Source organism: Roseateles sp. P4_D2 (assembly GCF_056401875.1).
Genome location: NZ_JBFUIM010000022.1, coordinates 28,431 through 50,397 on the forward strand (window position 1 = coordinate 28,431; position 21,967 = coordinate 50,397).

At 69.4% G+C, this 21,967-nt stretch carries 20 protein-coding genes; 15 read left to right on the forward strand and 5 right to left on the reverse strand.

Going from position 1 to position 21,967, the window contains the following annotated elements; genetic code table 11:
* Positions 1-78 precede the first annotated feature (78 nt).
* From AC1DW0_RS28365 to AC1DW0_RS28375, 3 genes are all read left to right on the forward strand, one after another.
* On the forward strand, positions 79-1,644 hold the full coding sequence (locus AC1DW0_RS28365) for a DUF1800 domain-containing protein (RefSeq protein ID WP_477949378.1): 1,566 nt from the start codon (positions 79-81) through the stop codon (positions 1,642-1,644).
* 5 nt (positions 1,645-1,649) lie between these two features.
* Positions 1,650-2,894 (forward strand): DUF1501 domain-containing protein, encoded by a 1,245-nt coding sequence (locus tag AC1DW0_RS28370; RefSeq protein ID WP_477949380.1) that lies wholly within the window; start codon positions 1,650-1,652, stop codon positions 2,892-2,894.
* Between the two features lie 216 nt (positions 2,895-3,110).
* Positions 3,111-3,614, forward strand: coding sequence for a hypothetical protein (locus AC1DW0_RS28375; RefSeq protein ID WP_457393420.1), 504 nt, complete (start codon positions 3,111-3,113; stop codon positions 3,612-3,614).
* Positions 3,615-3,620: 6 nt separating this feature from the next.
* Here the strand turns inward: AC1DW0_RS28375 and AC1DW0_RS28380 are convergent, their stop codons facing one another.
* Genes AC1DW0_RS28380 through AC1DW0_RS28390 form a run of 3 tightly spaced genes read right to left on the reverse strand, consistent with a single transcriptional unit; the run spans position 3,621 to position 7,246 of the window.
* Positions 3,621-4,220: a DUF6151 family protein gene (locus AC1DW0_RS28380; protein WP_477949382.1), complete on the reverse strand. Its 600-nt coding sequence runs from the start codon at positions 4,218-4,220 to the stop codon at positions 3,621-3,623.
* Between the two features lie 37 nt (positions 4,221-4,257).
* Positions 4,258-5,595 carry a DUF1501 domain-containing protein gene (locus AC1DW0_RS28385; protein WP_477949384.1) on the reverse strand — a complete coding sequence of 446 codons (1,338 nt, stop codon included), beginning with the start codon at positions 5,593-5,595 and terminating at the stop codon, positions 4,258-4,260.
* 1 nt (position 5,596) lies between these two features.
* Positions 5,597-7,246, reverse strand: coding sequence for a DUF1800 domain-containing protein (locus AC1DW0_RS28390; RefSeq protein ID WP_477949386.1), 1,650 nt, complete (start codon positions 7,244-7,246; stop codon positions 5,597-5,599).
* A 204-nt stretch (positions 7,247-7,450) separates the two neighbouring features.
* On the opposite strand from AC1DW0_RS28390, the gene AC1DW0_RS28395 reads away from it, so the two are divergent.
* The 5 genes from AC1DW0_RS28395 (at position 7,451) to AC1DW0_RS28415 (ending at position 13,932) form a co-directional block, all read left to right on the forward strand.
* Complete coding sequence (locus tag AC1DW0_RS28395) at positions 7,451-8,728, forward strand: efflux RND transporter periplasmic adaptor subunit (RefSeq protein ID WP_457350454.1); 1,278 nt, start codon at positions 7,451-7,453, stop codon at positions 8,726-8,728.
* Between the two features lie 635 nt (positions 8,729-9,363).
* Positions 9,364-10,047: an ABC transporter ATP-binding protein gene (locus tag AC1DW0_RS28400; protein WP_056205385.1), complete on the forward strand. Its 684-nt coding sequence runs from the start codon at positions 9,364-9,366 to the stop codon at positions 10,045-10,047.
* A complete protein-coding gene (locus AC1DW0_RS28405; protein ID WP_477949388.1) occupies positions 10,044-11,327 on the forward strand; it encodes a TolC family outer membrane protein in 1,284 nt (427 codons plus the stop codon). Before AC1DW0_RS28400 ends, AC1DW0_RS28405 begins: the two co-directional genes overlap by 4 nt.
* Positions 11,327-12,634, forward strand: a complete 1,308-nt coding sequence (locus AC1DW0_RS28410) for an ABC transporter permease (RefSeq protein ID WP_056205381.1) — start codon at positions 11,327-11,329, stop codon at positions 12,632-12,634. Before AC1DW0_RS28405 ends, AC1DW0_RS28410 begins: the two co-directional genes overlap by 1 nt.
* Positions 12,634-13,932, forward strand: coding sequence for an ABC transporter permease (locus AC1DW0_RS28415; RefSeq protein ID WP_082533075.1), 1,299 nt, complete (start codon positions 12,634-12,636; stop codon positions 13,930-13,932). Before AC1DW0_RS28410 ends, AC1DW0_RS28415 begins: the two co-directional genes overlap by 1 nt.
* A 9-nt stretch (positions 13,933-13,941) precedes the next feature.
* Here the strand turns inward: AC1DW0_RS28415 and AC1DW0_RS28420 are convergent, their stop codons facing one another.
* A complete protein-coding gene (locus AC1DW0_RS28420) occupies positions 13,942-14,766 on the reverse strand; it encodes a DUF6279 family lipoprotein (RefSeq protein ID WP_477949391.1) in 825 nt (274 codons plus the stop codon).
* 52 nt (positions 14,767-14,818) lie between these two features.
* Positions 14,819-15,295: a BON domain-containing protein gene (locus AC1DW0_RS28425; protein WP_477949393.1), complete on the reverse strand. Its 477-nt coding sequence runs from the start codon at positions 15,293-15,295 to the stop codon at positions 14,819-14,821.
* 65 nt (positions 15,296-15,360) lie between these two features.
* On the opposite strand from AC1DW0_RS28425, the gene AC1DW0_RS28430 reads away from it, so the two are divergent.
* The 7 genes from AC1DW0_RS28430 (at position 15,361) to AC1DW0_RS28460 (ending at position 21,966) form a co-directional block, all read left to right on the forward strand.
* Positions 15,361-15,846, forward strand: coding sequence for a retropepsin-like aspartic protease family protein (locus tag AC1DW0_RS28430; RefSeq protein WP_157282209.1), 486 nt, complete (start codon positions 15,361-15,363; stop codon positions 15,844-15,846).
* Complete coding sequence (locus AC1DW0_RS28435; protein ID WP_477949395.1) at positions 15,843-16,751, forward strand: TraB/GumN family protein; 909 nt, start codon at positions 15,843-15,845, stop codon at positions 16,749-16,751. Before AC1DW0_RS28430 ends, AC1DW0_RS28435 begins: the two co-directional genes overlap by 4 nt.
* A gap of 29 nt (positions 16,752-16,780) precedes the next feature.
* A complete protein-coding gene (locus AC1DW0_RS28440; RefSeq protein ID WP_056205372.1) occupies positions 16,781-17,548 on the forward strand; it encodes a PhaM family polyhydroxyalkanoate granule multifunctional regulatory protein in 768 nt (255 codons plus the stop codon).
* 31 nt (positions 17,549-17,579) lie between these two features.
* Positions 17,580-18,437 carry a substrate-binding periplasmic protein gene (locus tag AC1DW0_RS28445; RefSeq protein WP_477949397.1) on the forward strand — a complete coding sequence of 286 codons (858 nt, stop codon included), beginning with the start codon at positions 17,580-17,582 and terminating at the stop codon, positions 18,435-18,437.
* Positions 18,438-18,641: 204 nt separating this feature from the next.
* Positions 18,642-20,120 carry an FAD-linked oxidase C-terminal domain-containing protein gene (locus tag AC1DW0_RS28450; RefSeq protein WP_477949399.1) on the forward strand — a complete coding sequence of 493 codons (1,479 nt, stop codon included), beginning with the start codon at positions 18,642-18,644 and terminating at the stop codon, positions 20,118-20,120.
* Complete coding sequence (glcE, locus tag AC1DW0_RS28455) at positions 20,117-21,187, forward strand: glycolate oxidase subunit GlcE (protein ID WP_477949401.1); 1,071 nt, start codon at positions 20,117-20,119, stop codon at positions 21,185-21,187. The genes AC1DW0_RS28450 and glcE overlap by 4 nt, the downstream gene beginning before the upstream one ends.
* 2 nt (positions 21,188-21,189) lie before the next feature.
* Positions 21,190-21,966: a class I SAM-dependent methyltransferase gene (locus AC1DW0_RS28460; RefSeq protein WP_477949411.1), complete on the forward strand. Its 777-nt coding sequence runs from the start codon at positions 21,190-21,192 to the stop codon at positions 21,964-21,966.
* Position 21,967 lies beyond the last annotated feature (1 nt).

Sequence of the window (21,967 nt, forward strand, 5' to 3'; positions counted from 1 at the left end):
TACAAATCTTTGCGCATCGGCCATACGAGCTTGCGTGAATCGGGCGATTCTCTGGTTCAAGAAACCGGAGAGGTCCCCATGAAAAACCGCCGCTTTGTGCTGAGCAGTGCCGCCGCCCTGGCCGGCGGCGTCATGCTGGCAGCGCGCCGCAGCCAGGCGGCTGTTGCGGTTGCAGCTCCGGCCCTGAGCGCCGATGAGCGCGCCCTGCACGCGCTAAACCGCCTGGGCTACGGCCCGCGCCCGGCTGACGCCGCCGCCATCGCCGCGCAAGGCGCCGACAAATGGCTGGAGCGCTTCCTCAGCGAGCAACTGGAACCGCGCCGCCTGCCGCAGCCTGAAGGCCTGAGCGCCCGCCTGGCCAGCCTGGAGGTGCTCCAACTCGGCCAGGCCGAGCTGCTGGGTCGCTACCGCGAGGCGGTGAAGGCCGCTCGCGAGGCCCGGCGTGAGCAGGCCCAGGGCATGAAGACCGATGCCGATGCGATCAATGCAGTGCGCGACAAGATCCGCCCCCTCGTCGGCCAGGCCGCGACGGCCCGTCTGTCGCGTGCGCTGCTGAGCCCGGCCCAGCTCGAAGAGGTGCTGACCGAGTTCTGGTTCAACCACTTCAACGTCTTTGCGGGCAAGAACGCGGTCGGCGTGCTCGTGGCCGATTACGAGCAGCGCGCCATCCGGCCCCATGTGCTCGGGCGCTTCCGCTACATGCTGGGCGCAACCGCCAAGCACCCGGCCATGCTGATCTACCTCGACAACGCCCAGAGCGTCGTCGCCGGCTATGAGCCGCCGCAGCGCGCGCGCCGCTTCCTGGCCGAGCGGCCGGAGCTGAAGGCCCGGGTGCCCAGCGGCCTCAACGAGAACTACGCCCGCGAGCTGATGGAGCTGCACACCCTCGGCGTGGATGGCGGCTACGCGCAGCGTGACGTGACCGAGCTGGCGCGCATGTTGACCGGCTGGGGCCTGGACACGCGCAAGGCGCTGGTCGGCGGCACGGGCGACCTGTTCGCCTTCGAGCCGCGCAAGCATGACAACGGCAGCAAGACCTGGCTGGGCCATAGCGTCAAGGGCGCCGGCCAGGCCGAGGGCGAGCACGCGCTGGACGTGCTGGCCACCCATCCCGCCACGGCCCGCCATCTGGCCACCAAGTTCGCTCAGGCCTTTGTGGCCGACGACCCGCCGGCCAGCCTGGTGCAAAAGCTCGCCGACAACTTCAAGGCCACGGGCGGCGACCTGCGCGAGTTCGCGCGCACCTTGATCCGCGCCGATGAGTTCTGGAGCCGCGAGGCCTACCAGGCCAAGTTCAAGACGCCCTACCAATACCTGCTGTCCAGCCTGCGCGCGCTGGACCTGCAGCCGGCCGACCCGCGCAATCTGCTCGCCGCGCTGGCGCAGGCGGGCCAGCCTCTTTACGGCGCACAAACGCCCGATGGCTACAAGAACACTGCGGCCGCCTGGCGCAACCCCGAGGCGTTGACGCAGCGCGTGCAACTGGCGACGACGCTGGGCCAGCGCAGTGGCATCAGCGCCGAGAAGCTGACCAGCACCCTGGGTGCGTCGGTCAGTGAACCCACGCGCCGCACGTTGGCGACCGAGCCTGTGGGCCAGCAGGTTGCCCTGCTGCTCGCCAGCCCCGATTTCATGAAAAGGTGACCGCCATGTTGCGTCGTCAATTGCTGCACTTCGGTGCCTTCACCCTCGGCGGCCTGCCTGTGTCTCTGGTGCACGCCCAGGGGGGCACCCAGAAGAAGCTCGTCGTCGTCATGCTGCGCGGCGCGGTGGACGGCCTGTCGGTCGTCGTGCCCTATGGCGAGCGCGAGTACGCCACCAGCCGCCCGCAGATTGCGCTCGCGGCACCGGGCGCGGAGGATGGCCTCATCAAGCTCGATTCGCTGTTCGGCCTGCATCCATCCTTGAGCCCGCTGAAGCGCCACTGGGACGGCGGCCAGCTCGCCTTCGTGCATGCCAGCGGCTCGCCCGACCCGACGCGCTCGCATTTCGACGCCCAGGACTACCTCGAGTCCGGTACGCCGGGTCGCAAGTCCACGCCCGATGGCTGGATGAACCGGCTGCTGACGGCCCTGCCGGGTGAGCCGGCGCCAACGCGCGCGATCAGCCAGGGCAGCACGCCGCCGCGCATCTTTGCCGGCACGGCCAGCGTCGCCAGCCTCGGCCTGGGGCCCAATGCGATGCAGCGCCGCGCCATCGACGACCCGCAGATGCAGGCAGGCCTCGCCAAGCTCTATGCCAACGACGCCCAGCTCAGCGGCACGCTGCGTGATACGACCCAGGGCCGCGGTGAGATGAGCCGCAGCATGGCGGCGGGCATGGTGGGGGAAGGCAGCAAGTCCATGGATCCGAGCGCCGACGCCGGTGCGCCGTCCGCGCGCAGCTTCGCCGCTGATGCGCGGCGCCTGGGTACCTTGATCCGCAAGGACGCCCACACCCAGCTTGCCTTCACGGCGGTGGGCGGCTGGGACACCCATGTCAACCAAGGCGCCGCCCGCGGCCAGCTCGCCAACCGCCTGGCCAGCCTGGGCGAGGGCCTGGATGCGCTGAGCGTGGGCCTGGGCGACACCTACCGGGACACCGTCATCGTCGTCGTCAGCGAGTTCGGCCGCACGTTGCGCCAGAACGGCAACGGCGGCACCGACCATGGCCGCGGCAATGTCATCTGGCTGCTCGGCGGCCCGGTCGCCGGCGGGCAGATGCTGGGCGAATGGCCGGGCCTGGACGCAAGCGCCCTGGCCGACGGACGTGACCTGGCCGTGCGCACTGACTTCCGCCAGGTGCTGACGCCGTTGCTGCAGCGCCATCTCGGCCTGTCGGAAACCGCACTGGCAACAGTGTTTCCCCAAGCCCCGCAAACTTGGCGTTATGCGGACAAGCTGCTGCGTGCCTGAGGCGCCGGCAGCCGCGTTCTAACGGATGGGAGAACGACATGATGCGAAGCGCTTCCTCGTTGTTCGGGCTGTGCCTGTGGGGCGCGGTGCTGGCCTACTGCTTCCTTGTCGCGGTCGGCGCCTGAAAGCCGCCCGCCCCCCACGAACGAAGTCATCCCGCCGCGGCGCGGGGCGTTGAGGCTGGCAGCATCCCGCCACGCTCCAGCGTCTCGCCCCATGCGCCACACCGCTCTCGCCCTGCTGATCCTTGCCTGCAATGCTCAGGCTGCCCCCCGTTGCGACGCCGTCAGCGTCGAATATTCCGCGCCGCGTCTGGTGCCGCTGGCGGGTCATGTGTCGGTCAAGCGCCTGGTCGCCCGGCCGGAGCGCGAGCTGGACGACAGCGACCCCGAGTACAAGCCGCGTTCACCCCACGATACGGCGGCCTTCCATCGTCTGGTGACCATCGACTCGACGAAGGAGGGCGTGCCCCGCGTCAACACCATCGAGATCTACACGCTGCAGGGCCCCAAGCGTGCCTGGCGGCTGGACTTCGCCGAGCTGGCCCAGAACGTCGAGGTGCAGTGGCTGAACGAAGATCTGCTTTTCCTGCGCGCCTGGTGGGGCCGCATCGTGTCGACCGAGCTGCTGTTCGAAGTCAGCAGCGGGCGCTTCCTGTATGCCAAGGAGGCCAACTACGGCCTGATGATCCAGCCCTGCGAAGAGCTTCAGGCGAAGTAGCTGCGTTCAGCCGACGCGCTTGGCCGCCGCAAGTTCCTTGGTGGACAGCACCCGGGGCTTCGCAACGGGAGTGCCGGTCTGCGGATCGAAGAAGGGGCTGGCGCGGTAGGTCCCGCGCAGACGGCCCATGATGATCATGGCAAGGGTCTTGGCGATGCCGCTGAACATGCCCGCCGCTTTCGGCTTGCTGTCGCCCAGGGCGCCGTCGACGCCCACACGCATCGTGACCGGTCCGAACGACGCCGCGAGCGCGGCCTTGTCCTGACCGAGGCCCGTATGGATCAGGCCGACGAAATCGGCCTTCCGGTCTGCGAGAGTGTTGCCGATCGGCGTGCGGCAGCAGCTCGCGTACCAGCGCAGCATGCCTTTGTCGGTCAGGCGGATGCAGGTCAGCCGGTCCTGGCCCTGCGTGAACACGACGTGAGAGGCCGGGACCTGCACGATGTCGCTGCCGCCCTGGCTGTCCAGCGCGTCTTGCGCGCCCAGGTATCGGGCAAAGGCCTGGCAGTCGGAGCAATGGCAGACACAGCGATTGGACGGGCGTGTGGGCTGCAGCAGGCCGCGGAGCTGGCCGCAGTGGCACTGGATGGAGTAGGTGTCGGGCATGGGACGGTTGTACCAGCGGCCCCTGCCAGTTTTGTCATCAGCCGAAGTAGCCCAGGTTCTTCACGTTGAAGTTGGCCAGGTGGGGGAAAACCGCGCCCAGGTCGGCCGCGCCGACACCGAACCAACTGGCCAGCGTCGCGCTCATCTGGTCGACCGACGTGGTCGGCAGCCAGCGGCCCTCGTCGGACATGTCGTCCGGCCCGGCGAGAACGAGTTGGGGCATGCGGCCGTAGAGCCCGCCCTTGACGGCGCCGCCGAGCACGAACTGGTGGTTGCCCCAGGCGTGGTCGGTGCCGCCGCCCGAAGCGGGTTGCAAGGTGCGCGCGAAATCGCTGGCGGTGAAGGTGGTCACCGCGTTGGCAACGCCGAGCTGCTGCATCGCGTCGTAGAAGGCCTTCAGCGCGGGGCCGAGGTCCGAGAACAGGGCCTGCTGCTGGTTGAGCTGGTCGTTGTGGGTGTCGAAGCCGCCCATGCTGACGAAGAAGAGCTGGCGCGAGACGCCCAGGCCCGAGCGGCCCTCAATCATCTTGGCCACCGTCAGCAGCTGCTGGGCGATGTTGCTGCCCAGGCCGCTGAAGAGGCCGGCAATGCTGCCGGTGCCCGACAGCGCCGTGTTCAGGACATTGCTGGCCTTGAGGGCCTGGTTGAGCACGCTGGCCGCGGCGCGTTCCTCGGCGTTGGCATAGGGCTGCTGCAGCAGGCCTTGATAGAGCTGGTAGAGCGGGCTGGCGCCGAGGTTGTTGCCAAAGCCCTTGATCGCGAAGCTGGTGCCGCTGCCGACCGTCAGGCCGGCTTGGGTCGCGCCGTTCATGAAGACGTTGTTGCCGCTGACCGACAGGGCCATGGGGACGACGCCATTGGCGGCCTGCAAATCGGCGATCCGGCCGCCCCAGCCGGTGACCGACGTGGCCGCATTGCCGCTGAAGGACTGGCCGCGCTGCCACTGGTCCTGCTGGTCGTCATGGGAGAAGAGATTGCTCGGTCGCTGGGCTCCTGAACCGTTGAACTCGGCCTTGGTCATGGGCCTGACCAGCGGGCCGACGTTGGCCTGCACGGCCAGGTGGCCCTGGTTCCAGATGTCGGCCAGTGGCGTCAGCGCCGGGTGCAGGCCGATGCCGCCGCCGTTCAGCGGCGCGAGGGCCGACTGCGGCAGCGTCAGCCCACCGGCGCCGGCCGTGCCGCGTGCCCGGGCGTAGGCCGCGTAGCCGGCGGTGTCCATCGGCACGACCATGTTGTTGCCGTCGTTGCCGCCGTAGAGGAAGACGCAGACGAGAGCGCGGTAGTCGCTGCCCAGCAGCGGCGCAGCCAGCGAGGGCAGGGCGGAAGCGCCGGCGAAGGCCGCAGCGTGGGAGAGCAGATGGCGACGATTCAGCATTTCAGTTCTCCACCAAATACTCGGGCGACATCGCGGCGAGGAAGAGCGCCGCCTTGGCGCGGTCCAGCGGCTTGGTGGCCGGCGCGATTTGCGCGGCCTTCAGCAGAGCGGTCTGCAGCGCCGTGCTGGCGCGGCCGGCGAAGAGCACGCGATTGATCTCGGCGACGAGGCTGGTCGGCGTGGTGGCCAGAGCCTGCCAGCGGGTCAGGTCGATCTTGGTGCCGGTGGCGCCGGGGACGGAAGCGTCGGCCGCCACGCCCTTGCCGTTCAGCGCCGTCTGCAGCACGCCGCTCAACTTGAAGGCGGCGCTGGCGTTGAAGACGCCAAAGGCTGGGCCGTCCAGGCTGGGGTTGTCGGGCAGGTCGTAGTCGGGCGGGAAGAAGTTGAAGACGCTGGCCGGGCTGTAGACCGTCTGGCCCAGGCTCGCGGCCTGGCTGCGCAGCCAGACGCCATCGCTGACGCCGCCCATGCTGCGCAGCAGGTGGGTCAGCTGCAGGATGGGTTCGCGCAGCTTGCCGAAGTTGGCGGGCGCCTGTGGGGAGGCGGCCTCGGCGTCGGTCAGGATGGCCGTCAGCACGGCCTTCATGTCGCCGCGCTTGCTGCGCTGGCCGTTGACGAGGGCCCCGCCGTTGAAGGCCGTGGCCACGCGCTGCACATAGGCCGGGCTGGGGTTGGCCGTGACGAGCTGCTGGATCAACTGGCGGCCGATGAAGGGGCCGACATTGGGGTGGTTGAAGATGTTGTCGACGGCTGCGTCGAGGTCGGCCTGCGCCGTCTGGCCACCGGGCAGCATGGTCCCGTTCAGCAGCTTCTTCGTGCCCTTGTCGTGGTGGTCGTCGAAGGCGACCATGGGCGCGTCGTAATAGCTCGGGTTGCCGAACTTGTTCTTCGTCGCGCCCGGCCGCGGCGCATACGTCCAGCCGGTGAAGGCGTGGGCGAAGCCCTCGACCGTGTCCTGGTCGTAGCTGGGGATGGGCTGGCCCTTGGCATCGAGCTGCAGGCTGCCGTCGAGGTTGAGCTGGGACAGGCCGATGGAGAACAGCTGCAGCACCTCGCGGGCGTAGTTCTCGTTGGGCTCGATACCCTTGGTCGGGCTGGGCTTGTCGTTGTTGGCCATGTTCAGGAAGCGCCCCATGGCCGGGGACAGCGTCACCTCCTTGAGCACGTCGCGGAAGTTGCCGAAGGCGTTGCGCAAAAAGATGCGCTGGTAGTCGGCCATCGCATTGGGCAGCTTGATGACATTGCCCGACACGACCAGGATCTCCGACAGCGCCAGGGCCGTGCGCTGGCGCAGTTGGTCGGGCTGGTTGACGGCGTTGGCGAAGAACTGCACCTGCACCGGGAACAGCGTGTAGTTGTCGCGTTTGCAGGTTGCCGGCGCGCCCGTGGGGCAGCCCTTGCTCGAGTCGGGGTCGACATAGGGCACGCCGCTGAAGTCGGAGTTGGCGAGGTTGAACTGACCCGTCAGCCAGGCCGCGCGGCCGCGGGCCATCACATCGGTGACGCTGGCGTCCGTCGGCCCGAAGCTGGCCTGGCCGAGGAAGCGGCGCGCCTCCGACTCCGTCATGGTCGACGGCGGCAGATCGTTAGCCAGCGCGGGCCAGCTCAGGCTGGTCAGCGCGGCCAGCAGGCAAAGTCGGGCGAGAGTCATTTCAGTCTCCGAAGCGGCGCGATTGTTGGAGCCGGCCAGTCGTGTCGTCTCGCCACCAGTTGTGCGCTTTCGTAAGCAAACGCTGCTGCCCGTTGCGGACCTTGTACGGACTGTCCGCCACCTGTCCGCGGACACATGTCACGGCTGCAAGTCGTTGATTTTTCACGAGGCGCGTGCTGGCACATCCCTTGCGGAAGAAAGGGCATGAACACCCGCTTTCGCGACACTTCGGAACAGGACCGCCCCCTCGCTCAAAAGTCCCGGCGCTGGCCGCTGCTGCTGGCCGGCGGCGCGGTCGTCGTGGCCGTGCTCGTGCTGGTGAGCGGCGGCCGAATCAAGCAGATGCTGTCCGCCGACTCGGCCGTCAGCATCGCCCGGCTGTCCGTGGCCACCGTCGACGTGGCACCGCTGACGCGCGACGTCGCCGGCGAAGGCCGTGTCGTCGCCGCGCAGAGCCCGACGCTGTTCGCGCCCGGCGCCGGCACCGTCACGCTCGCCGTGCAGGCCGGTGACCCGGTCAAGCGCAACCAGGTGCTGGCCCGCGTCGACTCACCCGAGCTGACCAACCGTCTGGCGCAGGAGCGCAGCAATGTCGATGCCTTGCGCGCCGACCTGGCCCGCGCCGAGGTCGAGGCCCGCCAACAGACGGCCGCGCTGCAGAGCGCCTTCGAGAACGCCCGCATCGACCAGCAGACCGCCCAGAACGACCTGGCCCGCCAGACCCAGGCCTTCGAGGCCGGCGCCACGGCGCGCATGCAGGTCGAGCGTGCCCAGGACGCCCTGGCCAAGGCCAAGCTCGCGCACGATCAGGCCCGCGATCTGCGCGGCCTCAAGACCGACAGCCTCAAGCTCGACGTGCAGGCCAAGCAGAGTGCGCTGGCGCGCCAGCAACTGCTCGTCGCCGACCTGGAGCGCCAGGTGAGCGAGCTGCAGGTGCGGTCACCGGTGGATGGCCAGGTCGGCCAGCTCTTCATTCCCGACCGCACCAATGTCGCCCGCGACACCAAGCTGCTGTCGGTCATCGATCTGTCGGCGCTGGAAGTGCAGATGCAGGTCGCCGAGAGCTTTGCCCGCGAGCTGCAGCCCGGCATGCCCGGCGAGATCACCGGCAACGGGCAGCGCTGGGCCGGCCAGGTCAGCTCGGTGTCGCCCGAGGTCGTCAATGGCGAGGTCAGCGCACGGCTGCGCTTTGCCGGGCAACAGCCCGAGCAGCTGCGCCAGAACCAGCGCCTGTCGGTGCGCGTGCTGCTGGACAAGCGCGACAAGGTGCTGGGCGTGGCCCGCGGCAGCTTCGTCGACGAGAGCGGCGGCAGCTTTGCCTACGTGGTGCGGGGCGGCGTGGCCGAGAAGGTCGCCGTCAAACTGGGCGCGCGTTCGCTGGAACGGGTCGAGGTGATCTCGGGCCTCTCGGCCGGGGACCGCGTCGTCATCTCCGGGTCGGACAACTTCAAGGGCGCGGAGCGCGTCCTGATTGCGGATTGAGGGTTGGTCGTGATGTTTGATCAGGTTGGTGCTGCGACGAGTGCTGCTGATCGCTGCATTGCCGGGAGTCCGTCCCGGCAGCCGGGTAACTTTCTTCTGCGGGGCCAGAAGAAAGTCACCAAAGAAGAGGCCCTGAACCGCACACCAGCACCACGTGCACGAGCTGTGCCGTGCAACAGCCACTCGGTGATTGGGCAGACGCGACCCGCTGCGCTCTCGCTGCTGTCCTTATCAGCAGCGTCACCCATCGCCGTTTCAGCCCGCCTAACGCGCGGCTGCACGCCGGGCTCACGAGAAAACCAAATGCAGCGTCGCCCGAGCGACGCGGTATTCCCTGGTGAGCTCGGCGTGCAGCCGGCGTTAACCGGCGTGAAGGGGCGGTGGATGGTGCTCGTCATAGGGACAGCAGCGAGAGCGCAGCGGGTCGCGTCTGCCCGAAACGATGCAGAGAGTTTTCGCGCGACGCTTATGGCGTCGTCGCGATCGTGTGCGGTTCAGCGCCTCTTCTTTGGTGACTTTCTTCTGGCGCCGCAGAAGAAAGTTACCCCGCCGCCGGGCGGGACTCCCGGCACCTTGCCACCAAGCAAGTGCCACTTAGACCACCACGCCCACTCCAAGTGAACAGGACAACCCCCATGCTCCAAATGGAAAAACTGCAGAAGGTCTACCGCACCGAAATGGTCGAGACCTATGCCTTGCGCGACTTCAACCTGACCGTCAACGAGGGCGAGTTCGTCGCAGTGACCGGGCCGTCGGGCTCAGGCAAGACGACCTTCCTGACCATCGCTGGCCTGCTGGAAGCCTTCAGCGGCGGCAGCTACAAGCTCGACGGCATCGACGTCAGCCGCATGGGCGACGCCGAGCGTTCGCGCATCCGCAACCAGAAGATCGGCTTCATCTTCCAGGCCTTCAACCTGATCCCCGACCTGAGCGTGCTCGACAACATCGAGGTGCCACTGCGCTACCGCGGCTTCGGCGGCGCCGAGCGCAAGAAGCGCGCTGCCGATGCACTGGCTCGCGTCGGCCTGTCGGCCCGCGGCCGCCACTACCCGGCCGAGCTCTCGGGCGGCCAGCAACAGCGCGTCGCCATCGCCCGGGCCCTGGCCGGCGAGCCGCGCCTGCTGCTGGCGGACGAACCCACCGGCAACCTCGACAGCGCGATGGCGCGCAGCGTCATGGAACTGCTCGAAGAGCTGCACCGCGACGGCGCCACCATCGTCATGGTCACCCATGACCCGCAGCTGGCCGCACGTGCGCAGCGCAATGTCCACGTCATCGACGGCCAGGTTGTCGACCTGGCTGCGGAGCTCGCCGCTTGAAAACCATCGCGTTCCTGCTGTTGATCGCTTGCGCCACCGCGCAAGCCGACGACCTGCTGCAGGTCTGGGCGCAGGCGCGCGCGGCCGACCCGCTGCTGCGCCAGGCCGCGGCCTTCAATGGCGCGCAGGAAGCGGCCTCACGCGAAGCCCGCGCGGCGCTGCTGCCGCAGTGGAGCCTGCAGAGCAGCGAGCAGCGCGAGAACGGCAGTGGCGAGCGCTCGCGCACGACGACGAGCAGCATCAGCCAGCCCCTCTTCGACTTGGCCGCGCTGCGCGAATGGGACGCCAGCCGCAGCCAGGCCTCGGCCCAGTCCGCGCGCCTGGCCGCCGCCGAGCAGGCCGCGCGGGCCCGCGTCGCCGACGCCTATTTCGGCCTGCTGTCGGCCCAGGCCCAGCTGGCCACGGCGCGCGCCAACGAAGAGGCCTTCGCCCGCCAGGTCAGCGAGGCCGACACGCGTTTCAAGGCTGGCCTGTCGGCGCAGGTCGAGGCCGACCAGTCGCGCGCCTACCGCGAACTGGCGCGCAGCAACACGCTGGCCGCCGAACTCAACCTGGCCGATGCCCGCGAGGCGCTGGCCCAATTGACCGGCGTGCCCGTCACCACCCTGCAGCCGTTGCGCCGTGCGCTGGATGCACAAGCCTTGCCGGACGACGCCGAAGCCTGGACCGCGCGTGCGCTGCAGGCCAACCCCGAGTTGCGCGCGCTGCAGCTGGACGTGCAGGCCAGCGAGCAGCGCATCTCGGCCGCGCGCGCCGGTCATCTGCCGACCTTGAGCGTGGGCGTGGACACGACCCAGCGCCGCAATGTCGGTGGAGGTAGCGGCGTGTCGGCCTTCGATGCCAGCCGCACGCCGACGCTGGTCGGCCTGCGCCTGACCGTGCCGCTGTTTGCCGGCGGCGCCGTGGCCGCTGCGGCCGACCGCGCCGGCTTTCAGCGGGATGCCGCCCGCGAGCAGCTCGAAGCCGGCCGCCGCGCCGTGCTGCGCGAGGTGAGGGCGCAGCACCTGGCCGTGGGCCAGGGCGCGGTGCAGCTGCGCTCCGCGCAGGTCGCCGTCGAGGCCGCCGAGCGCGCGCTCGAAGCCACGCGCACCGGGCTGACTCTGGGCACGCGCAGCACCACCGATCTGCTCCTCGCCATCCAGACCCTGGCCGGCGCGCAGAACGCGCAGACCCAGGCCCGCCACCGCCATGTGCTGGCCCTGCTCGCCCTGCACCAGGCGGCCGGCTCCCTCGGTGACGCCGAACTGGCCACCGTCAACGCTCTTCTGGAGAACCGCTGATGTTTCTTCACTACCTCGAACTCGCCTGGCGCAACACGCTTGCCGCCAAGGGCCTCTCCGCGTTGATGGTGATGGCGCTCGCCCTGGGCATCGGCGCCTGCATGACGACGTTGACCGTCTATCACGTGCTCTCCGGCGACCCCATTCCCGCCAAGAGCGCTCGCCTATTCAACGTGCAGCTCGACGCGTCGGACATCGTCAGCTGGAAGGCCGGTGAAGAGCCCAACTTCGACCTGAGCCGCTATGACGCGACGGCACTGCTGCGCGACAAGAAGGCGCTGCGCCAGGCGATGTCCAGCGGCTTCAACACCGCCGTGGGCCTGCCCGATGCGCAGACCAAGCCGATCTTCTCGAGCGTGCGCATGACGTCGGCCGACTTCTTCGCGATGTTCGACGCGCCGTGGCAATACGGCGGCGGCTGGAGCGCGGCCGACGACGAAGGCGAGGCGCGTGTCGCCGTCATCTCGGCGTCGCTCAACGAGAAGCTGTTCGGCGGCGGCAACAGCCTGGGCAAGGAAGTCATCGTGCGCGGCCAGCCGCTGCGCATCGTCGGCGTGCTCAAGCCCTGGAAGGTGCAGCCCCATTTCTGGGACCTGACCCTGGGCAGCTACACCGAGACCGAGGACTTCTACCTGCCGTTCTCGACGGCCATGCTGCTGAAGATGGGCCACTGGGGCAATATGAACTGCTGGGCCAAGGGCGCCAACGGCGGCACCTCGCTGGACCTGAACGCGAGCTGCTCGTGGATCCAGTACTGGGTCGAGTTCGCCAAGCCCGAGGAGGCCGCCGCCTACCGCGACTACCTCGTCGCCTACTCCGAGGCTCAGCGCAAGGCCGGCCGCTACGAGCGACCGACGAATGTGCGCCTGCGCAACGTGATGGACTGGCTGGGCGCGCAGAAGGTGCTGCCCGCCGACGTGCGCCTGCAGACCTGGCTGGCCTTTGGTTTCCTGGCCGTCTGCGTCGTCAACATGGTGGGCCTGTTGCTGGCCAAGACGCTGCGCCGCAGCGGCGAGATCGGCGTGCGCCGCGCACTCGGTGCGACGCGCGGCGACATCTTCAAGCAGTTCGTCGTCGAGGCCGGCCTGCTCGGCCTGGCCGGCGCGCTGCTGGGCCTGTTGTTCGCCCAGGGCGGGCTGTGGCTGGTGCGCCAGAGCCCGAACGACTACGCCAAGCTGGCCGAGCTCGACGCCAGCATGCTGGCCCTGACGCTGGGCCTGGCCCTGCTGGCCAGCCTGCTCGCCGGCCTGCTGCCGGCCTGGCGTGCGGCCCTCGTCACCCCCGCCGTCCAACTGAAGGTGCAGTGATGTCTGACTCCTCCACGCTGTCCATCGTCCCGCCAGCCCGCGCCACCGGCAACCCCCTCGGGGCGTTCGGCCGGGCCCTGAGCGATCTCGCGCCCATCCTGTCGACGCTGCGCCGCCACCGCATCGCGGCCGGCCTCATCGTGCTGGAGGTGGCGCTGACCTGCGCCATCGTCACCAATGCGCTGCACCTGATCCAGACCCGCGTCGAGGCGCTGAACACCGACAGCGGCATGGCCGAGACCGAGATCGGCGTGCTGACCCTGCGCGGCAGCAAGCCCCAGCCGCCCGAGCGCACCGCCGGCATCGTGTCCGAGGACCTCACGCGGCTGCGTGCGCTGCCAGGCATCAAGGCGGCCACGGTGCCCAACCAGATCGTCTACGGCAACAACAGCAACAACAGCGGCGTCTCGCTTGAGCCCGACAACAAGGGCCTGCGCATCAGCGCGGCGCAATACGCGGCCGATGAACAGATGATCCCGACCTTCGGGCTCAAGCTGCTGGAGGGCCGCAACTTCACGGCCGACGAGGTGCTCGACAACTTCCAGACCTTCAGCGTCTCCGATCCCAAGATCCCGCAGCTCATCATCAACAAGGTGATGGCCGACAAGCTCTTCCCCGGCCAGCCGGCGTTGGGCAAGCAGGTCTATATCTTCGGCCGCTCGCCGTCGACCATCATCGGCGTCGTCCAGACGCTGACGCACACGCAGCTGCACCGCGCTCGTGGCGACGGTGATGGTGCCGCCATGATCTTGCCGCTGCGCGGCGGCGGCTCGTACGTGATCCGCGCCGAGCCGGGCCAGCTGGACTCGCGCATCAAGGCCGCGGCCGCGGTGCTCGAAGAAGGCGACCAGGGCCGTGTCGTCACGCAGAGCCAGCGCCTGACCGAGATGCGTTCGTCCTTCTACGCCCAGGACCGCGCCATGGCCTGGCTGATGGGCGGTGTCTGCGTGTCGCTGCTGCTGGTGACGGCCATGGGCATCGTCGGCCTGGCGAGCTTCTGGGTGCAGCAGCGCACCCGCATGATCGGCACGCGCCGCGCTCTGGGCGCCACCCAGGGCCAGATCCTGCGCTACTTCCAGCTCGAGAACCTGCTGCTGACGACGACCGGCATCCTCATCGGCATGGCCGGTGCCTGGGCGCTGAGCCAGCTGCTGATGCAGAGCTATGAGCTGCCGCGCCTGCCCTGGGGCTATCTGCCCGCTGGCGCACTGGCGCTGTGGGCCCTGGGCCAGCTGGCCGTGTGGGTGCCAGCCCGGCGCGCGGCGCGCCTGGCACCGGTGGCCGCCCTGAGGAGTTGAAGCCCGGGTTCAGGCCGCCTGCAGGCTGCGCAGCTCCGCTGCCCAGTCGGCCCAATGCTTGCGGACGGCGGCCCGCTGCTCGGCATCCAGGCTGTTGAGCAGCTTCAGCAGGCTGGCGACGATCTGCTCGCGATAGGGCTGCTCGGTGGGCTGGGTCTGTGAGTCCTGCATCAGCAGGGCGGTGCCCGCGGCCAGGTCCTGGTGCGCCCAGGCGCGCAGGGCCTGCACCAGCCGCACCTGGCGTGCGGCACGGGCCTGGGCCATGACGGGCAGGTCGAAATGCCAGTTGCGAGCGTCGGCTGCGGCCTGCTTGCGGGTCGAGCGGTCCAGGTCGCCCAGCCAGCGTTCGAGGTTGCTGGTGTAGCGCTTGGCGCGCTCGTCGGGCCCGCGCTTGCCCGATTGCTTCTCCCGCCACTCGGTCGTCTTCTCGGCCATCTTCTTTTCCAGGTGTTGCCACTGCTCGGGCCGCAGGCTGGCCAGCACCGGCGCGGCCAGCGGCGCGGCGTGCTGCAGGCAACGCTCAACGCTGGCGCGCGCGCCGCGCTCCAGGGCCAGCAGTTCGTCCTGGGTGACGCCGTCGTCCAGCGCCGCATGGGCCTGGCCCACCAGCGCAATCCATTGCGGCAGCTCCTCGCGGCGGTGCCAGGCCTGCCAGGCCTGCAGCTGCGTCTTGAGCTGGCCGCGCTGCGGGCTGTCCAGGTCGAGATAGTTGTCCGCCCAAAGCCCGGCCAGCAGTGGCAGCTGCCCATAGGCCAGCGTCAGGCTGGAGCAGCCGATCAGGCCCAGCAGGGCCGTCAGCGCGAAGAGGGTGGCAAAACGCTTCAGCAGTTGCATGGGGCCATCGTGACAAGGCAGGGCGGCGTTGTCACGCCTGGGGTCTTGCAGGTCAATTCATGCGCCGATAGGGCACGACGCCGCCCTGGCCGACCCGCACCAGGGCCAGGGCTTGCTGCACCTCCGGCAACCCGCGTGCCCGGGCCTCCAGTTCAGTCGCCTGCTCGGCGTGCCCGACGCAGCCCTCGAGGTAAACGACCCGGCCCTGCACGGTCAGCCACAGGCTGCTCGGATGCAGGGCGGCCGTGCCGTTCAGCTTGGCCCGCAAGGCCCCGGCAATGGTCGCGTCATAGCGGAAGGCATTGGGTTCGCTGCATTCGCCCTTGAGCCAGCAGGTGGTGCCGCGCTCGGCGCGATGGTGAGCTTGCACGCGGGCCTCGGCGGCCGTGATGCGCGGGCCGCGGGGCTCCGGGCAATCGGCGATATCGGCCGACACGGCCTCGAAGGGGTCGTTGAAGCGGTTCAACACCAGCTCATCGCTGCCACCGGCGAGCAGCAGTGCGATGAGCAGGGCGGGCGGCGGCGTCATGAAGGCATTCTGGTGGGGCCGGGTATCGTGTGGTCCCGCGCAAACCCTCGCCTCAGTCGCCCCCCGTGTCCCACCAGGATCTGCCGCACACCCTCAAGCTGATGACGATCTGGCTGTTGATCGGCTTGGGCATTTTCCTGGGTTTCAAGCTGTGGGAGCACGAGCGCGAGGCCAGCCGCTTCCAGCTTGCCGGCGAGGTCATCGTGCTGACGCGCGGGGGCGACGGCCACTTCCACTGGCCCGGCCGGGTCGACGGCATCGAGGTGGATTTCCTCGTCGACACCGGCGCCACCACGACGGCCCTGCCGCAAGTGTTGGCGGAGCGAGCCGGCCTCAAGCCGCTGGGCGCCGTGCGCGCCCATACCGCGGCCGGCGCCACGCGCGGCTTTCTTGCGCGGGCCGACGTTGCGCTGGAAGGCGGCGTGCGCGCCGACAAGTTGATGGTCACCGTGCTGCCCGACCTGGGCGCGCCGCTGCTTGGCATGGACGTGCTCGGTCGCCTGCACTTCAGCCAGAAACCTGGTGAACTCCGTATCGAACCCCGCCCATGATCCGAGCCCTCCTTTTGGCCTTTCTCGTCGGCAGTGCCCATGCCGCCTGCCCGCCGGCGCCGGCCCTGCCGAGTGCCGAGCAGGCCGCCACCTGGGCCGCCAAGGCGCCGGACCGCGGCCTGCTGTGGCGCGTCAGCCGTGGCGGCCACAGCAGCTATCTGTTCGGCAGCCTGCATGTCGGCAAGGCCGACTGGGCCTATGCCGGGCCGGCCCTGCGCGCGGCCTGGGCGCAGACCGAGGTGCTGGCCGTGGAGCTCGACCCCGCCGACGTCGGTGCCGTGCTGGCCGCCATGCCCAAAGCCGCACCCCTGCCGCCGGCTCTGGCCCAGCGCCTGGACACCCAGGCCCGCGCCGCCTGCCTGTCGCCGGGCGCCTTGAGTGCGCTACCTGTCATGTTGCAGCTCAGCATGCTGTCGCTGATGGAGGCGCGCCGCGACGGCTTTGATGCCGGTTTTGGCCAGGACGTGATGCTGCTGGCGCGCGCCAGGAGCGAGGGCCGGCCGGTGCAGTCGCTGGAGAGCGTCGAGGAGCAGTTGCTGGCGCTGGAGCCCGAGGCGGCCGAGCTGCCCACCATCGTCGACGGCACCCTGCGCCAGTTGCGCGGCGGCCAGATGCGCGAGCCGCTGCGCCGGCTCAGCAGCGCCTGGTCGCGCGGTGACCTGGGGACGTTGGCGAACTATCCGCGCTGGTGCGCCTGCGCCGACAGCCCGGCCGAACGCGCTTGGCTCAGGCGAGTCAACGACGACCGCAACGGCCCGCTGGCCGAGCGCATCGCGGCCTTGCATGGCGCCGGCCAGCGCTTGCTGGTGGCCGTGGGCGCGCTGCACATGAGCGGCCCGCGGGCACTGCCCAAGCTGCTGGCCGAGCAGGGTTTTATTGTCGAAGCCCTGCTGCCCAGCAAGTAGGATGGAAGTGCCCTTACAGGAGACAAGACATGAGCGACAACAGCTTCACCAAGTTCGTGCCCGGTTTCGAGTTCCTGCAGGGCCTCGTCAAGAACGCCGGCTCGGCCTTGCCCGGCATCGGCCAATGGGTGGCGCCGACGCTCAACCCGGAGGAGCTCTCCAAGCGCATCGAGGAGCTGCGCACGGTGCAGTTCTGGCTGGAGCAGAACGCCCGCATGCTGGCCGCCACCATCCAGGCGCTGGAGGTGCAGCGCATGACGCTGTCGACGCTGAAGTCGATGAACGTGCCGCTGGCCGACCTGCGCGACAGCCTCAAGCTGCCCACCGGTGGCGACGGCACCTCCTGGCCCGGCATCCCACCCGAAATCCTGGCCGCCGCGGCGCCGGTGGCCCAGGCTGCGGCTCAGACGGTGACCAAGACGGCCAATACCGCCAGCAAGGTCGCCGCCAAGACCGTGAAGACGGCCGGCGATGCGGCCAAGGCCGTGGCCGACAACCCGGCCGCCGTCGTCGACCCGACGCAGTGGTGGACGGCGCTGAGCCAGCAGTTCACGCAGTTGGCCACCTCGGCCATGAAGGACACCGCGACCGATGCGGCCAAGAACCTCGCCGGCAACCTCGTCAAGCAGAGCTTCGACGCCGCCAGCGAAACGTTGAAGCGCGCGGCCAGCGTGCCCGGGGCGGTGGTGGGTGGCGTCGCCAAGGGCCTGGCGTCCGGCGCCGCGCCCAAGCCGGCCGCGAAGACCGCCGCCGCGAAGGCGGCCAAGCCACGCAGCAGCGCGCGCCGCAAGCCTTGAGGCGAAGGCGAACCGGCGCGACGGGAGGGTGATGAGGCGCCGGCCGCTGCTGGTCATGCTCGCGGCTGCCTGCGCCACCGAGGCGCCCGCGCGGCCCGCGCCGCTGGTCTATCCCCAGCACGAACCCGGCCGCGTGCCGCAGTGGCACTACATGCAGGCCGTCATCAAGCTCGCCATCACGCGCAGCGGTGCCGACTATGAGTTGATGGAGTCGCCCGTGCCGATGACGCAGGCGCGCGTCGTGCGCGAACTGGCCGACCGCAGCGGGCGGATCGATCTGTGCTGGACCATGACCAGCATCGAGCGCGAGGCCCGGCTGCTGCCGGTGCGCGTGCCGATGGACCGCGGCCTCATCGGTTGCCGCGTTGCCTTCGTCCGCCCCGAGGACGTGGATCGCTGGCGCGACCTGCACGACCTCAACGAACTCTCCCGCTACGTCGCCGGCCAGGGCCAGGACTGGCCCGACACCACCATCCTGCGTGCCAACGGCCTGCCGGTGCAGGGCATCAGCCGCTACGAGGCGCTGTTCGACATGCTGCGCATGCGCCGCATCGACTACTTCCCGCGCGCTGTCTTCGAGATCGACGATGAGGCGACCACGCCGGCGGCCCATGACCTCGTCATCGAGCCCCATGTGCTGCTGCGCTATCCGGCGGCCTCCTACCTCTTCGTGCGCCCGGACCGGCCACGACTGGCGGCCGAGTTGCAGCGCGGCATGGAGGCCGCGGCCAGCGACGGCAGCCTCGCGCGCCTCTTCCAGCAGTATTTCGGCGACCTGCTGCGCCGCCACCACCTGGCCCGCCGGCGCCAGCTGTTGCTGAAGAATCCGTTGCTGCCGCCCGAGACGCCGCTGCACAAGCCGGCCTACTGGCTCGTCATCGAAGGCTGAGATGAACTGCCCCTCGCCCAACCTCGCGTCGCTGAACGCGAGCGAGTCTGGTCGGTCCCCCGGGGGGACGGCGATGCTTGCCGGATTGACCGGCAAGCACATCGCCAGCGCGTGCCGGCTAGGGAGCGGCCCGGCGCTCGGCCCGCAACTTCAATGCATTGCGGGTGTCGCGAATTCGGAATGGGCAACTAAAGTGGGCCCGACATGAACGCCCCCGTCGACCTCGCCGCCCGCCGCGCCGCACTCATCGCGGCCCTGGCGCCGCTGCTGCCGGCCCACGCCCTGCTGCACCAGGCCGAGCAGACCACGCCCTATGAATGCGATGGCCTGACCGCCTACCGCCAGCGCCCGCTGGCCGTGGCCCTGCCCGAGACTGAAGCCCAGGTGGCGGCTGTGCTCAAAGCCTGCCATCGCCTCGGGGTGCCCGTCGTCGCGCGCGGCGCGGGCACGGGCCTGTCGGGTGGCGCGATGCCGCATGAACTGGGCGTCACGCTGGCCCTCGCCAAGTTCAACAGGATCGTGTCGCTGGACCCGCTGTCGCGTACGGCCCGCGTGCAATGCGGCGTGCGCAACTTGGCGATCAGCGAAGCCGCGGCGACTCACGGCCTGTATTACGCGCCCGACCCCAGCAGCCAGATCGCCTGCACGATTGGCGGCAACATCGCCGAGAACAGTGGCGGCGTGCACTGCCTGAAATACGGCTTGACGCTGCACAACGTGCTGCGCCTGCGCGGCTTCACCGCCGAGGGCGAGCCCATCGAGTTCGGCAGCGAGGCCCTGGACGCGGCGGGGCTGGACCTGCTGGCCCTGGTCATCGGCAGCGAAGGCATGTTGGCCGTCATCACCGAGGTCACCGTCAAGCTGGTGCCCAAGCCGCAACTGGCGCGCTGCATCATGGCCAGCTTCGACGACGTGCGAAAGGCCGGCGACGCGGTGGCCGCCATCATCGCGGCCGGCATCATCCCGGCGGGCCTGGAGATGATGGACAAGCCCATGACGGCTGCCGTCGAGGACTTCGTGCATGCCGGCTATGACCTGGATGCCGAGGCCATCCTGCTGTGCGAAAGCGACGGCACGCCCGAGGAGGTGGCCGAGGAGGTCGCGAAGATGGAAGCCGTGCTGCAGGCCAGCGGCGCGACGCGCTGCCAGGTCAGCGCCGACGAGGCCCAGCGCCTGAAGTTCTGGAGCGGCCGCAAGAACGCCTTCCCGGCGTCGGGCCGCATCAGCCCCGACTACATGTGCATGGACTCGACCATCCCGCGCAAGCACCTCGCCACCATCCTGCTCGACATCCAGCAGATGGAAAAGAAATACGGCCTGCGCTGCGCCAACGTCTTCCATGCCGGCGACGGCAATCTGCACCCGCTGATCCTGTTCGACGCCAACGACCCCGACCAGTTGCACCGCTGCGAGCAGTTCGGCGCCGAGATCCTGGAGCGCAGCGTGGCCCTGGGCGGCACGGTGACGGGCGAGCACGGTGTCGGCGTCGAGAAGCTCAACTCCATGTGCGTGCAGTTCAGCACCGAGGAGCGTGAGCAGATGCTGGCGTTGAAGCGCGCCTTTGACCCTGCCGGCACGCTGAACCCGGGCAAGCAGATCCCGTCCCTGAGCCGCTGCGCCGAATACGGCCGCATGCATGTGAAGCGCGGCCTGCTGGCCTTCCCGGAACTGGAGCGGTTTTGAGCTTCGCGGACCTGCAAGCCCGATTGCGCGATGCCCGCGAACCGCTGCGCATCCAGGGCCACGGCAGCAAGGACTTCTATGGCGAAGCGCCGCAGGGAGAGCTGCTGTCGACGCTGGAGATGAATGGCGTGACGGCCTACGAGCCCAGCGAGCTGTTTGTCAGCGCGCTGGCGGGAACGCCGATCTCCGATGTTGAAGCGCTGCTGGCGAAGCGCCACCAGCGCCTGGCTTTCGAGCCACCGCGCTTTGGTGGCAAAGGCACCGTGGGCGGCATGGTGGCTGCCGGCCTGTCAGGGCCGACGCGGGCGGCGCTGGGCTCGGTGCGTGACCATCTGCTCGGCGCCGTGATGATCAACGGCAAGGGCGAGCTGCTGAGCTTTGGCGGCACGGTCATGAAGAACGTCGCCGGCTTCGATGTCAGCCGCGCGCTGGCGGGGTCGCTGGGCGTGCTGGGGTTGATCACCGAGGTCACGTTGAAGGTGTTGCCGCTGCCGGCCGCGACCGCCACGCTGCGCTTCGACTTCGACCAGTCCGCCGCCCTGATGGCAATCAACCGCTGGGGCGGTGAGCCCCTGCCCATCGAGGCCAGTGCCTGGTGGGACGGTGCCTTGCTCGTGCGCCTGGCCGGCGCGAACGCGGCCGTTGAGGCCGCGGCACGCAAGTTGGGCGGCGATGTCATTCCGGGCGACATGGCCCAGCCCTTCTGGACCGGCCTGCGCGACCACAGCGACGAGTTCTTCATCGGCGCCGAGCGTGCGGTGGCGGGCGGCGCGCGGCTTTGGCGGCTGTCCCTGCCGAGTGCGACGCCCGAGCTCAAGTTGCATGGCGAGCAGCTCATCGAATGGGGCGGCGCGCAACGCTGGGTCGTCACGCCCATGCCGCCGGCCGGCGTGCGTGATGCCGCAGCAGCTGTGGGCGGGCATGCGACGCTGTTCCGCGCCCAGGACAAGGGCGTGGGCGTGTTCGCGCCGCTGAGCGCGCCGTTGGCGGCCATCCACAAGCGGCTCAAGGCCTCCTTCGACCCGCATGGCGTGTTCAACCCGGGGCGGCTCTACGCCGGGCTTTGATGATCCAGCCCATCCATGACGCCGCCCAGCGCGGCTACACCAACGCCCCCGACAGCTATCAGCGTGGTCGGCCGGAGTACCCGCAGGCCCTCGCCGCCTGGCTGGACGCGACGCTCGGCGTACGCAAGGGCGCGCGTGTCGTCGATCTGGGCGCGGGCACCGGCAAGTTCACCCAACTGCTGGCTCGCACCGGTGCGGCCGTGACGGCGGTGGAGCCGGTCGATGCGATGCGCGAGAAGCTGTTGCAGAGCCTGCCCGGCGTGCGGGCACTTGCCGGCACGGCCGAAGCCCTGCCGTTGGCCGATGGTGAGGCCGACGACCTGGTCTGCGCCCAGGCCTTCCACTGGTTTGCCAACGGGCTGGCCCTGCGCGAGATGCACCGTGTGCTGAAGCCCGGCGGTCAGCTCGGCCTAGTCTGGAATGTGCGGGACGAAACCCGCGATTGGGTCGCCGCCATCACCGAGATCATCACGCCCTATGAAGGCGATGCGCCGCGCTACTACACCGGGCAATGGAAGCGCCCCTTCGAGGGCCAGGCGCTGTTCGCGCCGCTGCAGCTGACGGAGTTTGCGCACAGTCATGAGGGCTCGTTCGAGCAGGTCGTCATCGACCGCATCGCCTCGGTGAGCTTCATCGCCGCGTTGCCCCGGGCCGAGCGCGAGGTTGTGGAGGCGAAGTTGCGGGCGCTCCCGCAGCGCTTCGCCGCGTTGCGCGAACCCGTGATCGCCTTCCCCTATGTGACGCAGGCCTGGTGCGCCGAGCGTCTTGCCAGCAACTGAC

What these genes read in the sequence shown, in the direction of transcription:
- AC1DW0_RS28365 (WP_477949378.1), top strand. Translation starts at nt 79, where the DNA reads ATGAAAAACCGCCGCTTTGTGCTGAGCAGTGCCGCCGCCCTGGCCGGC.
- AC1DW0_RS28370 (WP_477949380.1), top strand. Translation starts at nt 1,650, where the DNA reads ATGTTGCGTCGTCAATTGCTGCACTTCGGTGCCTTCACCCTCGGCGGC.
- AC1DW0_RS28375 (WP_457393420.1), top strand. Translation starts at nt 3,111, where the DNA reads ATGCGCCACACCGCTCTCGCCCTGCTGATCCTTGCCTGCAATGCTCAG.
- AC1DW0_RS28380 (WP_477949382.1), bottom strand. Translation starts at nt 4,220, where the DNA reads ATGCCCGACACCTACTCCATCCAGTGCCACTGCGGCCAGCTCCGCGGC.
- AC1DW0_RS28385 (WP_477949384.1), bottom strand. Translation starts at nt 5,595, where the DNA reads ATGCTGAATCGTCGCCATCTGCTCTCCCACGCTGCGGCCTTCGCCGGC.
- AC1DW0_RS28390 (WP_477949386.1), bottom strand. Translation starts at nt 7,246, where the DNA reads ATGACTCTCGCCCGACTTTGCCTGCTGGCCGCGCTGACCAGCCTGAGC.
- AC1DW0_RS28395 (WP_457350454.1), top strand. Translation starts at nt 7,451, where the DNA reads ATGAACACCCGCTTTCGCGACACTTCGGAACAGGACCGCCCCCTCGCT.
- AC1DW0_RS28400 (WP_056205385.1), top strand. Translation starts at nt 9,364, where the DNA reads ATGCTCCAAATGGAAAAACTGCAGAAGGTCTACCGCACCGAAATGGTC.
- AC1DW0_RS28410 (WP_056205381.1), top strand. Translation starts at nt 11,327, where the DNA reads ATGTTTCTTCACTACCTCGAACTCGCCTGGCGCAACACGCTTGCCGCC.
- AC1DW0_RS28415 (WP_082533075.1), top strand. Translation starts at nt 12,634, where the DNA reads ATGTCTGACTCCTCCACGCTGTCCATCGTCCCGCCAGCCCGCGCCACC.
- AC1DW0_RS28420 (WP_477949391.1), bottom strand. Translation starts at nt 14,766, where the DNA reads ATGCAACTGCTGAAGCGTTTTGCCACCCTCTTCGCGCTGACGGCCCTG.
- AC1DW0_RS28425 (WP_477949393.1), bottom strand. Translation starts at nt 15,295, where the DNA reads ATGACGCCGCCGCCCGCCCTGCTCATCGCACTGCTGCTCGCCGGTGGC.
- AC1DW0_RS28435 (WP_477949395.1), top strand. Translation starts at nt 15,843, where the DNA reads ATGATCCGAGCCCTCCTTTTGGCCTTTCTCGTCGGCAGTGCCCATGCC.
- AC1DW0_RS28440 (WP_056205372.1), top strand. Translation starts at nt 16,781, where the DNA reads ATGAGCGACAACAGCTTCACCAAGTTCGTGCCCGGTTTCGAGTTCCTG.
- AC1DW0_RS28445 (WP_477949397.1), top strand. Translation starts at nt 17,580, where the DNA reads ATGAGGCGCCGGCCGCTGCTGGTCATGCTCGCGGCTGCCTGCGCCACC.
- AC1DW0_RS28450 (WP_477949399.1), top strand. Translation starts at nt 18,642, where the DNA reads ATGAACGCCCCCGTCGACCTCGCCGCCCGCCGCGCCGCACTCATCGCG.